14 protein-coding genes and 1 tRNA gene are annotated in these 14,656 nt (G+C 63.4%); 7 read left to right on the forward strand and 8 right to left on the reverse strand.

Going from position 1 to position 14,656, the window contains the following annotated elements; genetic code table 11:
* Window positions 1–15: 15 nt before the first annotated feature.
* Window positions 16–2,235 carry a molybdopterin cofactor-binding domain-containing protein gene (locus WDC82_RS10420; protein ID WP_340117237.1) on the reverse strand — a complete coding sequence of 740 codons (2,220 nt, stop codon included), beginning with the start codon at window positions 2,233–2,235 and terminating at the stop codon, window positions 16–18.
* A 3-nt stretch (window positions 2,236–2,238) separates the two neighbouring features.
* Complete coding sequence (locus tag WDC82_RS10425; RefSeq protein ID WP_340117239.1) at window positions 2,239–2,691, reverse strand: (2Fe-2S)-binding protein; 453 nt, start codon at window positions 2,689–2,691, stop codon at window positions 2,239–2,241.
* 1,259 nt (window positions 2,692–3,950) lie between these two features.
* On the opposite strand from WDC82_RS10425, the gene WDC82_RS10430 reads away from it, so the two are divergent.
* Together WDC82_RS10430 and WDC82_RS10435 are read left to right on the forward strand one after the other, a co-directional pair.
* Entirely contained in the window at window positions 3,951–4,511 is a 561-nt protein-coding gene (locus tag WDC82_RS10430) for a GNAT family N-acetyltransferase (protein WP_340117240.1), read from the forward strand.
* A gap of 164 nt (window positions 4,512–4,675) precedes the next feature.
* Window positions 4,676–5,113 (forward strand): DoxX family protein, encoded by a 438-nt coding sequence (locus tag WDC82_RS10435; protein WP_340117241.1) that lies wholly within the window; start codon window positions 4,676–4,678, stop codon window positions 5,111–5,113.
* Between the two features lie 334 nt (window positions 5,114–5,447).
* On the opposite strand, the gene WDC82_RS10440 is transcribed toward WDC82_RS10435, so the two are convergent.
* Window positions 5,448–5,912, reverse strand: coding sequence for a DUF2214 domain-containing protein (locus WDC82_RS10440; protein WP_340117242.1), 465 nt, complete (start codon window positions 5,910–5,912; stop codon window positions 5,448–5,450).
* A complete protein-coding gene (locus WDC82_RS10445; RefSeq protein WP_340117243.1) occupies window positions 5,912–6,379 on the reverse strand; it encodes a hypothetical protein in 468 nt (155 codons plus the stop codon). Before WDC82_RS10445 ends, WDC82_RS10440 begins: the two co-directional genes overlap by 1 nt.
* 137 nt (window positions 6,380–6,516) lie before the next feature.
* Here WDC82_RS10445 and WDC82_RS10450 point away from each other — a divergent pair, with 137 nt between their 5' ends.
* The 3 genes from WDC82_RS10450 (at window position 6,517) to WDC82_RS10460 (ending at window position 8,956) form a co-directional block, all read left to right on the forward strand.
* Window positions 6,517–7,470 carry an AraC family transcriptional regulator gene (locus WDC82_RS10450; protein ID WP_340117244.1) on the forward strand — a complete coding sequence of 318 codons (954 nt, stop codon included), beginning with the start codon at window positions 6,517–6,519 and terminating at the stop codon, window positions 7,468–7,470.
* A 291-nt stretch (window positions 7,471–7,761) separates the two neighbouring features.
* Window positions 7,762–8,679 (forward strand): NmrA family NAD(P)-binding protein, encoded by a 918-nt coding sequence (locus WDC82_RS10455; protein ID WP_340117245.1) that lies wholly within the window; start codon window positions 7,762–7,764, stop codon window positions 8,677–8,679.
* A 10-nt stretch (window positions 8,680–8,689) separates the two neighbouring features.
* Complete coding sequence (locus tag WDC82_RS10460; protein ID WP_340117246.1) at window positions 8,690–8,956, forward strand: hypothetical protein; 267 nt, start codon at window positions 8,690–8,692, stop codon at window positions 8,954–8,956.
* A 173-nt stretch (window positions 8,957–9,129) separates the two neighbouring features.
* On the opposite strand, the gene WDC82_RS10465 is transcribed toward WDC82_RS10460, so the two are convergent.
* The 4 genes from WDC82_RS10465 to WDC82_RS10480 all read right to left on the reverse strand — a co-directional run bounded on the left by WDC82_RS10465 (window position 9,130) and on the right by WDC82_RS10480 (window position 11,446).
* Window positions 9,130–9,357 (reverse strand): hypothetical protein, encoded by a 228-nt coding sequence (locus tag WDC82_RS10465; protein ID WP_340115226.1) that lies wholly within the window; start codon window positions 9,355–9,357, stop codon window positions 9,130–9,132.
* 679 nt (window positions 9,358–10,036) lie between these two features.
* A tRNA-Met gene (locus tag WDC82_RS10470) sits at window positions 10,037–10,113 on the reverse strand.
* A gap of 108 nt (window positions 10,114–10,221) precedes the next feature.
* Window positions 10,222–10,803, reverse strand: a complete 582-nt coding sequence (locus WDC82_RS10475) for a PAS domain-containing protein (RefSeq protein WP_340117247.1) — start codon at window positions 10,801–10,803, stop codon at window positions 10,222–10,224.
* Window positions 10,804–11,119: 316 nt separating this feature from the next.
* Window positions 11,120–11,446, reverse strand: a complete 327-nt coding sequence (locus WDC82_RS10480; RefSeq protein ID WP_340117248.1) for an SCP2 sterol-binding domain-containing protein — start codon at window positions 11,444–11,446, stop codon at window positions 11,120–11,122.
* A 373-nt stretch (window positions 11,447–11,819) separates the two neighbouring features.
* On the opposite strand from WDC82_RS10480, the gene WDC82_RS10485 reads away from it, so the two are divergent.
* Both WDC82_RS10485 and WDC82_RS10490 read left to right on the forward strand, forming a co-directional pair.
* On the forward strand, window positions 11,820–12,272 hold the full coding sequence (locus WDC82_RS10485; protein ID WP_340117249.1) for a (2Fe-2S)-binding protein: 453 nt from the start codon (window positions 11,820–11,822) through the stop codon (window positions 12,270–12,272).
* 4 nt (window positions 12,273–12,276) lie between these two features.
* Window positions 12,277–14,610: a molybdopterin cofactor-binding domain-containing protein gene (locus WDC82_RS10490; protein WP_340117250.1), complete on the forward strand. Its 2,334-nt coding sequence runs from the start codon at window positions 12,277–12,279 to the stop codon at window positions 14,608–14,610.
* Window positions 14,611–14,656 lie beyond the last annotated feature (46 nt).

Genomic DNA, 14,656 nt, shown 5'->3' on the forward strand with positions numbered 1-14,656 from the left:
GATTATCGGCCCGGATCAGCTGATGAGGGCCGCCAGCACCCGATCCGGCAGGAACGGGTAGTGCCGCAGCCGAACGCCGCCGGTAAGTCGAGCGACGGCATTGGCAATCGCCGGGCCGACGGGCGGGAGACCTGCCTGGCCGATGCCGCCGAACGGGCTTCCGGGGGTCGGGACCACGGAGACCTCGATTTCCGGCGCCTCGGACATGCGGATGACCCGGTACGTGTCGAAATTCGACTCCTGCACCTCGCCGTCAACGACATTGATCTGCTCAAACAGCGCATGGCCGGTGCCGCCGGTGATACCAGTAATCATCATGGCCTCGATATGCAGGGGCTGGATCGCCACACCGGGATCGATGGCGCACCACACCTTGTGCACGCGGATCTCGCCAGTGTCGCGGTTGAGCGAGACCTCGGCGACCTGGGCGCAATGGGAGCCGAAGGCGTCCGAGTAGGCCATGCCGATCCCCCGGCCGTTGCGCGCCCGATCCCATTCCGCCATGCGGGCCACGGTCTCGATCACCTTTCGTGCGCGCGGCTGGTCCTTCAGGAGCTCGAGCCGCAATGCCACGGGATCGACCCCCCTCGCGGCGGCGATCTCGTCGACAAGACATTCGATTGCGAACCGCGTATAGCCGACCCCTACCGCGAACCAGAATCCGATGTCGAGACCGTTGTCCTGACGCAGGTACTCTATCTGGTGGGCCGGCACGGTGTAATTGAACTTCGCACCCTCGGTTACGACGTCGTCATGACCGCCCGCCTCCTCGAAAACCGGCGGCAAGGTCCGTGCAAAGATCGAGTCCGCCACGACGCGATGACGCCAGCCGACGATATTCCCCTCGGCATCAAGCCCGACCTTCACATGCTGCGCCTCGAGCGGCCGGAACTTGTCGTGCCGGACGTCGTCTTCACGGCTCCAGATGACCTTGACCGGCCGCCCCTCCACCGCCTTGGCCAGAGACACCGCATCGACAATGAAATCAGCCTCTGCCTTGCGTCCGAAACCACCGCCAAGCAGGGTCGTGTTGACCTTCACCTTGTCGGGCGTGGTGCCCACGATGTCCGCGGCGAAGCCCTGCGTGCCGGTCGGCCCCTGGGTCGGCGCCCAAATCTCGACGCGGTCACCGGTCACGAGCGCGGTGGCGTTCATCGGCTCCATCGTGGCATGGGCAACGTGGTCGCTCATGTAGTCGACTTCTATCACCGTCGCAGCGCCGGCGATCGCCGCCTCGGCGTCCCCATGGGTATACGCGGTAACACCTTGCTGCGTGAGGTCGCGGCCAACGGCGCGGTATTCGTCGAGTAGCCTCTCGCTCGTGTAGTTGCGAACCCGAGACGTCGTGCTCCAGGTCACTTTGAGAAGCTCTTTCGCGCGCCTGGTCGCCTCGACCGTCTCACCGATGATGCCGACGCCATAGGCCAGTGGAACGATCTGTGTAACGCCCGGCACGACCCGCGCTTCGGCGTCGTCGATCGCTTCCGGCCGCTCGTCCTGGACCGGCGCTCGCAGCACCGCTCCGTACAGCATGTCCGGAAGCTGAACGTCGATGCCGTAGACTGCGGTTCCGTTTGTCTTCGAAGGCACGTCAACCCGCGGGATTGACCGACTTCCGATATAGCGCCACTTGTCGCTTGGCTTCAGGTCAGCCTCTGTCGCCTGCGGCAACGGATCCGGAAGGACAGCCCGGGCGGCAATCTCACCGTAGTCAAGCGCCCGGCCTGAGGATGCGTGCACCACTCTGCTGGGCTCGGTCGTGAGTTCGCTCACGGGCACGTTCATAATGCCCGCCGCAGCAGCCAAAAGGGTCAGGCGGGTCTGGGCACCGGTCAGGCGCAGCAGCGCGTTATAGCCTCGTGTCGACTCGCTGCCACCGGTGAGCTGAATCCCGTAGAAGCCAGGATTGCCGTAGAGCTCCGCGTCGGAAGGGGCCTGTACGACCCGCACACGGCTCCAATCCGCATCCAGTTCCTCGGCGACGAGCAGCGGCAACGTCGTGGTGATGCCTTGTCCCATCTCCACGGCCGGCGCAATGATGCTGATCGTGCCGTCCGCTGCGATCGTGATCCAGACGTTAGGACGGAAACTACCCTCGGCGGCGGGCGCCAAGGCCGCGCCGTGGACAAGGTCGGGCAGCCCCCCGAAGGAGACGACGATGCCGAGGCTGCCGGCCGTTACGAGAAAGCTGCGCCGAGACAGCGCGTGACTGCGGCCTGTTATTGTTTCGCTCATGACTCAGGCCTCCCGCGCCGCGCGTTGGATGGCACTGACGATTCGCACGTACGTTCCGCAGCGGCAGATATTGCCGTCCATGTGCTCGACGATCTCTTCGCGCGTCGGGGCGGGATTGCTCGCCAGCAACGCGGCGGCCTGCATGATCTGACCGGACTGGCAGTACCCGCATTGCGGAACCTGCTCGTCAATCCAGGCCTTCTGCAGCGGGTGATCGGCGTTCGGTGAGAGCCCCTCTATGGTCGTGACTTCCCGGTTGGCGACATCCTCCAACCAGGTCACGCAGGCGCGCGTCGGCGCACCGTCGACGTGCACAGTACAGGCCCCGCACTGCGCGATGCCGCAGCCAAACTTCGTGCCCGTCAGTTTGAGGTGCTCTCGAATGACCCAAAGGAGCGGCGTGTCGGGCGCGGCCTCGACGGTAACGGCACGGCCGTTTATCGTGAATGTCGTCATGGATAGCGGTTCCTCATCTGACGCGAGTCTGAACAGCGATGTATCTGCCGCATCCCTCGAATGCGGCCGCCTATAGCCTCACACTAGAGCCCCGCTATCCGACACACTATGCTGCCTAGTCCGCGTTTTCTTCGTGATCGTCCACGAATCCCACGACTCCGCTTTCCGGGTTCCTGTCACCTCTCAAGCCTGCAAGCTACCTTCTCGCCGGCTTGACGCCGGCGGCGACTGGTAAAACCGACATCATCGATGAACGGAACCGCAGTGTTTGTGTGTTCTGGCATTCGTTCCGCGCTCAAGTTACGGCCGCTGGGGCCGCGAACTGCGTCGCGTTACAGTCGAGGCGTTCATTGACACATTTTGAAACATTCTGACATCGGAGTGTCACACTCAAACTGCCGAACTATGATAATAGTCTGCGCCAACAGCCACCCGCCAGCTGCCGGCACGCATCTTTGCGGGGGCTTACCAGAGCTCATAGTCGAAGACAGTCGGAACTGCGGGGACCACCTGCCACGGGTTTCTGGAAACCGGGTCCTCTTTATGCCTCCCTCAATCAAAGGCTCGAATGCGTTACAACAGCCAACGCCAGAACATCGATCATGCTGTATCGCAGAAGGCGGCGGCGCGCCGTAGAGTTCGCTGCCGCGCACGCACCATCACATCTACAAGCGGGCGGCTTTCTGCCCGCATTCCGGATGTCGCCGTGGCAATCCGCGGCGGCGGCGGACTTGTTGTCTTCGCTCCCCCGACCGACGCAAGTCCGCCAAAGTTTTGACAAAGCGACGAACAAGCCCTGGCCCGACTTATGGAGAATATGCTGCTGGGATGTGAGCGATCCGACTGTGCGCTTTTCGCGGATCTCCCAGCTCATATATTCTTTCGACTGGAGCGACCCATCCCGGTCGGGCTCTTCACCCGCAGACGACCAAGGCTGCAAGGAGAGGTTCGTCGCCGCGGTGTAGGGGCCGAACACGAGCCATTGGCGTGCCCTTCGTGAGACGTGATGCCGGTGCGCGAAGGAGCTTGCTCTCGAGATCGGCGACCGGACTCACGGCGAAATTCGAAGCAAACGTCCCCAAGAGCCTCGACGGGAAAGGTCGAGACTGGCCGGCGGGTCGGTGTGCGGGAAGTTCCCGATGCGGAGGAACTCTAGAGAACCGGACACCCGACGTTTGCCATCAGTTCCGCCCCTTGCGGGCTTGACCGCTTTCAACGCAGACCTACCCGTCGATGATCTTTAAGAAGGAGAACGGCCTATGCAGCTTGCTGAAAGGGCAGATTTCGAGAGCGTCGTGCAGCTGGTGAACGACGCCTACAGAGGTATCTCCAAGACACCCGGCTGGACGAACGAGTCGGCACTGCTCACCGGTCCCCGTGTCGACGTAGCCTCCCTGCATTCGATGACCGAAGAGGGCGGCACCTTGGTGCTGGTCACGCGGGACGAGATATCCGGGGCGGTTTCGGGGTGTGTCGCGTTGCGTCCGCCCGAGCCAGATGCTTCGAGCGGATCATCTTGGTATCTTTCCATGCTCGCGGTCGATCCGACCGTGCAGAAAGTGGGCGCCGGCCGGGCCATTATGGCAAATGCCGAAGCCTATGTCCGTGACGCGGGCGGCCATACGATAAGGATATCCGTAATCCAGCAACGCGAGGCGCTGATCGAATGGTACGAGCGGGGCGGCTACGTCAGGACTGGGATCGTAGAGCCGTTCCCCTATGACGATCCCAGCGTCGGAACTCCTCTGCGTGACGACCTGCGACTGGTGGAGCTGAAGAAGCATCTCGAGTCAGCCACCGCGGCAAGCCACAGCGAGTAAGGTGCTTCCGCACAAAGGCGCCAAGTTTGGACGCGGCGCCGGAACCCTCGGGCCGGCGGTTGCCTCTTGACCGGCTACAAAATGATACATTTCGACACATGTCGGGCAAATCCAGCGCAGACCTGAGAACTATACTCCTTCGCATCGACAAGATCTTGCCGTCCATGCTTAAGAAGGATTGGAATCAAAACATGTATCAGTCCCTACCCGGCGCCGCCTTTGCGCCGCATCTTCTCAGCCTGCTGCGCATTGTCGCGGCCGGATCATTCTTTACGCACGGAACGATGAAGATCTTCTCCTGGCCGGCGCTGTTCCCGTATCAGATGTCCGGCTTGATCTACATTGCCGGTTTGATGGAAGTCGTCGGAGGCTTGTTGCTCATGGCGGGGCTGATGACGCGTCCGGTAGCCTTCATCCTCTCGGGCCTGATGGCTTTCGCCTATTTCATAGCGCACGCCTCGGAGAGCTTCTTCCCGGTGCTGAACAATGGCGAACCCTCTGTTCTGTACAGTTTCCTTTTCCTTTACATCGCCGCGGCCGGCCCGGGTATTTGGAGTGTCGACGGACTGCTCGTGCGCCGAACAGACCGTCATCCCGCATGACGCCAAAGCATTTTCCGAATCGGTACCGGCCGTCCCCTTGCCCGGTCCGCAAAGCGGGTCGGGGCAAGGCGGACCCGGCGCCTTCCCACGCCGGATGCCGCAGGCGGCATCAGAGGTTCAGCGCAGCGAGCGAACGGCCGAACGGTCCATCGCGCCCGACATGACCGAGAGGCCCTCCTTGCGAGGAGTGCGTTCCAGGCGTCTTGCCGGCCAGGAGAAAAGGCTTGCCCCCCGGGAGACCGTTCTTTGCGAGTGCATTTGACGGTACTGCTGGATTCCTTGTGTTGATAATTGGGCTCCGATCCGCCCGGACTCTTGGGCTGCTGCACGGAGATCATACGAAGGCGATCCACCTGCCCGCAAAGAGGGCACCCAGCCACAGAATGAGCGACAGAAAGGCGGCGGCGCGGCCTTTCGGCAGGTTAGCCAGGCTGACGAGTTTGCCTCGGCGCGCCGACAGGTGCAGGACGAACGCATTCGCTCCGGCGGTCAACACAATGGCCATCTTGGCGAGAAATGCCGGGTTCTGCGTATAGTCGCTTATCCGCACGGAGGCGAGCAGGATGCCGGCGGTTGCGGCGATGACAAATCCCGCCAACGAAAGTCGGATGAGAGCTGGAATTGCAGCATCAAGCTTCGAATCGGCAGCGCGCAGCAGCCTGAGGTCCACCGGGACGATGGAGCCGAGGAGGATGCCGACACCCAGGATATGAAGGGCCGAGATGGTCGGGTAAATTGCCGGCACGGTCGCGATCAAACGAACGACATGCAATCCTTCGATCCATTGGAGAAGGGCCATCAATCGCAGCCGTCGACGGTAGGCGCCCAGTCGCTCTCGTAAGAAAGGATCGTGCCATCCTCAAGCTGAAGCCAGGTGCTGCGCAATTGGTGCGGTGGAAGGCAGTTCCGCAGCGCGACGAGCAGGACCCTGTCGCCGACGCTTAACCGCTCGGCAAGGTTATAATACATGCGGGCCGGCGACAGTTCGACCTCGCGCAGTTCGCCGACGTCTTCCGGTCGCACGACGGGTGCGCCAAAATATTCGTCCGGCCGGCCGATCGCGCCGGCCGCCAGCTCGACCTGATCGACCCGGACTGAAAGCACCGGATGCGGCGGAGCGAACGTCGCGGCGGCCACGGTGCCGGCCAGTACGATCGGCGTAGCGGCATCGTATTGACCTGTGACCCCATGATGTGCCGTCACCGCCCCTGCGAAACCGAGCGTTGCGACAACTGCTGCGCAGATACGACCAACCAACATCCGCATGCGAAATTCCTTTCGGGTTGCCTCAGATGGCGGTTGCCGTCCACGGCTTCGGTGCTGGTTGAAGAGTTTAGGTCATTGCCCCCATACGATCCATGCGCTAGGGTCCAGGTTATCTTCGCTATCGTACAGAAACTGCCATGGATCCGCTCTCGGAAGTATTGTCTCTACTGAAGCCACGCAGTTATGTCTCGTCCGGTTTCGACGCGGGCGGAGACTGGTCGCTTCACTTCCCGCTCAGGAGCGATGTCATCAAATGCTATGCCGTGATGTCGGGCGGATGCTGGCTCGCTGTCGATGGCATTGATGACCCCGTGCGGCTTGAAGCCGACGATTGCTTTGTTCTTCCGAGCGGTCGGCCTTTTCGCCTTGCGAGCGACCTGGCCCTCACGCCGCAGGATTCGCGTACGGCCTTCCCCCCTGCCGAGCCCGGGGGAACGGTTACCCTGAATGGCGGCGGCGGCGTACTTCTGGTCGGCAGCCGTTTCGCTGTTGCCGGCAGCCATGCCGGAATGCTGCTCCGGATGCTGCCGCCCATCGTGCATATCGGCAAGGAGACCGAGCAGGCGGCGCTCCGCTGGTCTGTTGAACGAATGCGTGAGGAATTGCGTGAAGGGCAGCCAGGTGGATTCCTGATCGCGCAACACCTGGCCCATATGATGCTGGTGCAAGCGCTAAGACTCTACATTGCCGAGGGGCCGAACGGCACGACCGGCTGGTTCGCCGCGCTGGCTGACCGGCAGATCTGCTCCGCTATCGCCGCCCTGCATGCTGAACCGGCGAAGCGCTGGACACTGCAGGAACTGGCATCTCATGTCGGCATGTCTCGCTCCGCATTTTCGCAAAGGTTCAAGGCTGTCGCCGGAGAGACGCCTATGGACTATCTGACGCGTTGGCGCATGCTGCTGGCTGGCAACAGACTGGAAACCACCGGAGAGCCGATATCGGTGATTGCTCCTTCGCTCGGTTATGAATCGGAGAGCGCCTTCAGTACGGCGTTCAAGCGTGTCATGGGCTGCGCGCCGCGTCAGTATGGCCTCAGACCAAGACCAACCTCGGCTGCGGCGACCAGCGATAGCCTTTCCGGATATTAGGACGTCGAGACCAAACGGAGGGTCTTGCGGAAACCTTTCCTCCGGCGATCGGGGCGATCATGAGTCATTGATATGGCTCGAGCAAACGCCGCAGCACTCCACCTCACCTCCCTGCCCCCGCCGCTCCGATCGCGGAGTGCCCGCGGGCTGCGAGCCGCACCCGCCTGGACGATCTAATAAATTATTCGGACTTCCCAGCATAGATCGTCTGAATTCGACCCGATATCTTCGCATTTGAACGGAAGTCAGGCTACGGCACCCGCCGGAGATGCTCCGAATCGGAGGCATAACGTGATTGTCGTCACCACACCGACCGGCAACATCGGCCGCTTGATTGCCCAGAATCTTTTGACATCAGGCGCACCGGTTCGCGTGATTGCGCGCGATCCAACCTGTCTGACGACAGAGCTGCGGGACAACTGCGAGGTGGTCCCCGGTTCGCATGGGGATGCCGCCGTCGTAAATGAAGCGTTCAAAGGCGCCGAAGCCGTGTTCTGGCTCGCACCGCCCGACCCGAAGGCCGCCTCCGTCATGGCCGCCTATGTAGACTTCACCCGCCCTGCCGCTATGGCCATCAAGGAGCGCGGCGTCAAACGCGTCGTGTCCATCACCGCACTCGGGCGCAGCACGCCGTATGCTCTCCGGGCAGGCTACGTGACGGGCTCGCTCGCCATGGACGACATGTTCCTGGGGACGGGCGTCGCCTTCCGCGGTCTGGCATGCCCGTCATTCATGGACAACATCCTGCGACAGGTGGCTGCAATCCGGGACCAAGGAAAATTCTATTCGCCGATATCCGGCGACCTAAAGCTTCCAAGTGTCGCGACGCAAGATATCGCCGCCGTCGCGACGCGCTGGTTACTCGACAACAAGTGGACAGGCCACGGCGAGGTACCTGTGCTGGGGCCGGAAGACATTTCCTTCAATGACATGGCGGAGATCATCTCTGATGTGCTGGGTGCCCGAGTGAGCTACCAGCAAATAAGCCTCGAGGCCTACAAGGCTCGTCTCCTGAGGTTCGGCATGTCAGACGCCATGGCGCAAGGCATGACGGACATGGCCTGGGCGAAGGATCGGGGCCTCGACCTCGGCGCATCCCGCACAGCAGAAACCGGAACACCGACAAGCTTCCGTAATTGGTGCGAGGAAAAGCTCGTGCCCGCCGTTCTCGGCCAGACAGAATCGAAGGCAGAGAGACAGCAGGGGTAACATTCACGACGTGTGGATCGGCTACGAGGCAGCGATCATGCCCGGCGTGAGCATTGGTGCGGGCGCAATCGTGGCGGCAGCCTCGGTCGTCGCTCGCGATGTACCACCCTATGCAGTGGTCGGTGGTAATCCGGCCGCCGCCATTAGAATGCGTTATCCCGCCGAGGTGATAAACGACCTTCTCGATATTGCCTGGTGGGATTGGTCGATCGACAAGATCGAAACCAATTTGACATCCTTGAGCAGTGGTGACCTGGCCGCTCTCAAGATCGCCTAGCGCCGGGGCTGCCGTCGCGTCTGCAAAGGGTCACGACCGGCCTTCCGAGTGGCGCTCTTCTAAGTCTGCTGACGGCGCCGAAGGTGACGTTCGCAGCGGCTCGGCCGCCAACATCAGCTTTCAGAAGCAGAGCGGACAGGCTCTGCCCTCCTCTCAAAGTCCGTGTCGTGCCATTAGCCGTCACGCAGGGCTTCCGGTTCGAGATTTGGGTGCGCTTTATGTATCGGTCTTTCCACCTCGACATACATTTCGCCAAGCACCTTTCCAACGGCAATGCGCAGCTCGCGGAATTCTTGATCGGATAGTATCTCTTGTGCGTCCAACAGCAGGTCGTTGAGGCGTTCGAAGCAGGTTGATGTTTCCTCCAAGACCTTGGCTGCAAACTCCTTATTGCTGATCATTCCCACCTCAAAAATTCGCAAATAATTGCTAACAAGATTGTCCGCATTGGGTCACCTTGAGACCTCCGTTATAGCTGAGACCACGTCCGCTCGCGGCTCAGACGCGGACATTCCTAGCGACCTCTTGGTGTCGTCTATCTCTCGCCCTTCCAGCGCTCACCGCCCTCGCCTCCCAGGAACCCGTCAGGGGCGCGCGCCAGTTCAGGGGTAAGCAGCCCGGCCCGTGGCCCTTACCACTCTGCCTGCATTGGCCGCCGCCTGCCGGCCGCCAGACTCACCCTGTCCCGCCTCATTCCGCTTGGCCGTCACCTTCATCGCCGGCGACTCGACCCACAGCATTGGCCAAGCCCGCCTAGCTGGACACCGGGCGCCCCCGGCACCGCCAGCCGCGGCGCCTGGACCAGTGGCGGGTATGGCGCACCGAGAATGCGAAGAAAAGCCGGTCAAGCCCAGGAGCACAAATTCTGAAACTTTCAGCCAAATTCGGCCAATTTTCCTGCAACTCCACGCGTCCCATACCATCGACCCCGGAACCTTGCTTCATGTCGCACTCATGTCGCACGGACTTGCCGGCACTCTCTGGAAATCGGCTGAAATCCTCAGCAAAGCGCTGCAACATGAAAGACCTATATCGCAAAAAGAAAGGCCCGCTATCTCATTGAGATAACGGGCCTTTTTTTGGTAGCGGGGGAGGGACTCGAACCCCCGACACGCGGATTATGATTCCGCTGCTCTAACCGGCTGAGCTACCCCGCCATAGGGTGACGCGGATATATGGCCTCGGCCCGGGACCTGTCAAGCGGCTTGGGTCCCGGCCGGGCAGAAATCGGCGGAAAACGGCGGGAAAGCCGGTTTCTCACCGCGCTAGAGCGGCGCGACATCCAGGCGCGAGATGAGAAGGCGCTTCGGCACCCTGACTCTCGCTTTCTTCGACCAATCGATCTGAGCGGCGTTCTGCTTCAGCCAGTCGTCGTTGAGACGCGGAAAATCAAAGCACCCGAACATCCGGTCGATGGTCCGGTGATCGTCAGCGAGCGGCAGGGCGAGATGCTCGAGGTCCAGTTCCGTGCCATTGGACAGGCGGACCCGGTCCAGCGCCACCATCGGCGTGCGGTGTTCGAAGGCATGCAGCAAACTGGTGCGCCAGACCCCTTCCAGCCCGCCGAGGTCAATGTCCCGCACCAACTTACCCGTGAAGTCCTGCTTGAAGACGTAAACGAGCTCGGTGCCCATGAGGGTGATCTGGAAACCGATATCACCGGCGCCGCGATCCACGATCTTCGCGATATAGACATAAGGCAGGTGGTGCTTGAAGTCGGCCGGGTCCAACTCGGCCCGCGATGGCATGTCCCGCGAGCCACAGAGGCTCTTGTAGTGCTGAAACAGCCTGGCGGTGCGGCCGCTCTCAAAGACGCTGATCATGTTAGGTTGAGAGTCGGCACTCATCGGCCTCGGCCCCCGCCTTCGCGTCTTCCACCCAGACGAATACGGTAGCCGCAGAATGCCAGAGAGGGAAGTTTTCCTTTTCGTGATGCGTGTTTAGGGCCCACAGGGTCATCTGTGGTGATGGCGCTGACGACCCTGACCCTGCAGCCCGCGCTCGGCGTCCGGAAAGGCTCGCTGCACGCCGTCCCGAAAGGGGAACAAAACGCCCGGCGCTCGCGTAAACTATTGTTTTCACTGGCAACCGGGAGGAATAGCCCCGGGGCGCGCATTGCAATTCCGCGCCCAAGGCGAGGGTCCGAGGACCCCGCGGCGCTCCTCAGTCCCCCAGCATGGCGGCCAGCTTCATGGCGACGCCGGTGGAGCCGGTGATCTTCAGCTTGCCGGTCATGTAGGCCAGCGTCGGGTCGAGGGTACCGGAGAGCAGCTTGCCGAAGTCGTCGAGGCTGAGGCGCAGCACGGTGTCGGCCTCCGGCCCGGCATCCCCGCCGTCCCCCTCGGGCACGGCGGCGATCTCCGCCGGGGTGACGGTGCCGTCCCACAGCAAGAAGCCGTCGTCGCCGAGGTCGAACGTCACGCGGTAGCCCAGCGGCGGGTTCATCGCGGCCTGGGACTTCAATTGTTCGGTCAGGGTATCGAGTGACATGGCGGCTCCTCCGGGAAACCCGGTCTTGGCGTGCGCAGCGGTGTGGGACCACCGGCAGCCGGTTTCATAGCACAAACCGCCCCGTCTCCGCGAGATGCCAGGCGGCCTGCGTTCCAGCCCACTCCTGCGGGACACTCGGCCAGGTCACGGCTGCCTCCGGCGTCTTTTGCATTAGACGAATTGATGAGAGCCTGACCCTTGCCCGGCGTGCGAAAAAGATCAGCTTCTTTTTGAGAGCACGCTTACCACAGGTCATTCCAAGAAGAGTCGTTTCGCGTCCGGGCCGGCGGCCCGGGCGCCGAAAGCAATTCCACAAGCGGAATCAATTCCAAGACCCGGGATCAATTCCAAGACAAGGATTGGGAGGCATCACATGGTCAGCTTCACGGTCAACGGCGTCGGACACAGCTTCGACGGCGACCCGAACACCCCGCTGCTCTGGTACCTGCGCGACGAGCTGGGGCTCAACGGCACGAAATACGGCTGCGGCACCGGCTTGTGCGGCGCCTGCACGATCCACCTGGACGGCCAGGCGGTGCGCGGCTGCCTCGCCACGGTGGCCGAGGCCGAAGGCGCCGCGGTGACCACCATCGAGGGGCTGTCGCCCGACGGCAACCACCCGGTGCAGGTCGCCTGGCGCGAACTCAACGTGCCGCAGTGCGGCTTCTGCCAAGCCGGCCAGATCATGCAGGCCGCGTCCCTGCTGGCGGCGACGCCCAATCCGAGCGATGCCCAGATCATGGACGAGATGCAGGGCAACATCTGCCGCTGCGGCTGCTACCAGCGCATCGTCGGCGCCGTGCGCCGCGCCTCCACGGGAGTATGAAACCATGCTCAGTCACATCCAGCGAGAGATCGCGGGCGCCGCGCCGATGCAGGCCGCCCGCACCGTCATCCAGAACGTCAGCCGCCGCGGCTTCCTGAAGGGAGGCGCGGCCTTCGCGCTCGCCGTCCAGTTCCTGCCCGGCGAGGCCGAGGCCTTCGTTAGCTACAAGCACGGCGGCCTGGAGATGCCCAACGGCGTGGTGAACAACCCGCTGGTCTTCGTCTCCATCGCGCGGGACGGCACGGTCACCATCGTGGCGCACCGCTCCGAAATGGGCACCGGCTCGCGCACCTCCATTCCCATGGTGGTGGCCGACGAGATGGAGGCCGACTGGTCGCGCGTGAAGATCGTCCAGGCGGAAGGCGACGAGAAAAAGTACGGTAACCAGGATACCGACGGCTCGCGCAGCCTGCGCCACCACATCCAGCCGGCCCGCGAGATCGGCGCGGCCATGCGCCACATGCTGGAGCAGGCCGCCGCCCAGCAGTGGCAGGCCGATATCGCCGACGTGCAGGCCGTCGGGCACCAGGTGATCCACAAGTCGCTCGGCGCCCGCCTGAGCTACGGCGAACTGGCCGAAGCGGCCATGGCGCTGCCGGTGCCGCCGCGCGCCGAACTGCGCTTCAAGGACGAGAAGGAATTCCGCTACATTGGCAAGGGCCAGGTGCAGATCGTCGACCTGCACGACATCACCACCGGCAAGGCGGTCTACGGCGCCGACGTCAACTTGCCCGGCATGCTCACCGCCGTGGTCGCCCGCCCGCCGGTGGTCGGCGGCAAAGTGAAGTCGTTCGACGCCGCCGCCGCGCGGGCGGTGCCCGGCGTGCTGCACGTCGTCGAGATCCCCGGCAACGGGATCGGCTCCAAGTTCAAGCCGCTGGGCGGCGTGGCGGTGGTCGCGCGCAACACCTGGGCGGCGCTCCAGGGCCGCGATGCCCTCGCGGTCACGTGGGACGACGGCCTGCACGGCAAGGCCAGCACCGCCGAGCAGGAAAAGGCGCTGCGCGCCTCGGCCGGCGCCCCGGGCGATCCGGTGCGCGACCAGGGCGACGCCGAAGCGGCACTCGCCTCGGCCGCCCGGGTCTTCACCCGCGAGTACTACCAGCCCCACATGGCCCACGCGGCGATGGAGCCGCCCGTCGCGCTGGCCTCGGTGAAGGACGGCAAGTGCGAGCTCTGGGCCTGCGTGCAGAGCCCCTACGGCACGCGCGTCGACGTCGCCGACTTCCTCGGCATGAAGGAGGAGGACGTCACCGTGCACGTGACCCTGCTGGGCGGCGGCTTCGGGCGCAAGTCGAAGTGCGACTTCGTCATGGAGGCGGCCTATCTCTCCCGCGAGGTCGGCGCGCCGGTGCGCGTGCAGTGGACCCGGGAGGACGACATCCGGCATTGCTTCTACCACACCACCTCGGTGGAGAAGATCGACATCGGTCTCGACGCCAACGACAAGCCGGTCGCCTGGCGCCACCGCAGCGCGGCGACCTCGATCCTCTCGACCTTTGCCCCCGACGAAGGCAAGCAGCTCAGTATCGAGATCGGCATGGGCCTGGAGGACATGCCTTACGAGATCGCCAACGTCCGCGCCGAACAGTGCAAGGGCTTCGCGCACACCCGCGTCGGCTGGTACCGCTCGGTCTCCAACATCCCGCGCGCCTTCGCGATCCAGTCGATCACCGCGGAGCTGGCCCACGAACTGGGCCGCGACGAGAAGGACTTTCTGCTGGAGATGATCGGGACGCCGCGCAAGCTCGACTGGCAGGCCGCCGGACTGCCGCAGCAGTTCTGGAACAACGGCGAGCCCTATGAGGAATTCCCCATCGACACGGGGCGTCTCAGGAACGTGGTCGAGCTGGCGGCGGCCAAGGCCGGCTGGGGCAAGAGCCTGCCGCCAGGCGAAGGCCTCGGAATCGCCGTGCATCGCAGCTTCGTCAGCTACATCGCCATGGTGGTGCATGCCAAGGTTGGCAGTGACGGCAGCGTCACGGTGCCGGAGGTTCATGCCGCCATCGACTGCGGCTTCGTCGCGAACCCGGAGCGGGTGCGCTCACAGATGCAAGGGGCCTGCGTCTTCGGCATGACGGCGGCGCTGTACAGCCGCATCACGCTGGAGAACGGTGCCGTGGTGGAGAGCAATTTCCACGACTACGACATGGCGCGCGCCAGCGCCTTCCCGGAGGTGGTGCACACCCACATCGTCGAGCATCCCTTCGCGGTCCACGCGACGGGGGTCGGCGAGCCGGGCGTGCCGCCCTTCCTGCCCGCCCTCACCAACGCGATCTTCAACGCCTCGGGCAAGCGCATCCGCAACCTGCCAGTCGGCGACCAGCTGCGGGCGTAGACGCACAGCCTGTTACCCGGCGGGAGGCCCTTCCCGCCGGGTTTTC

The organism is Pelagibius sp. 7325, from assembly GCF_037652055.1.
Lineage (GTDB): Bacteria > Pseudomonadota > Alphaproteobacteria > Kiloniellales > Kiloniellaceae > Pelagibius.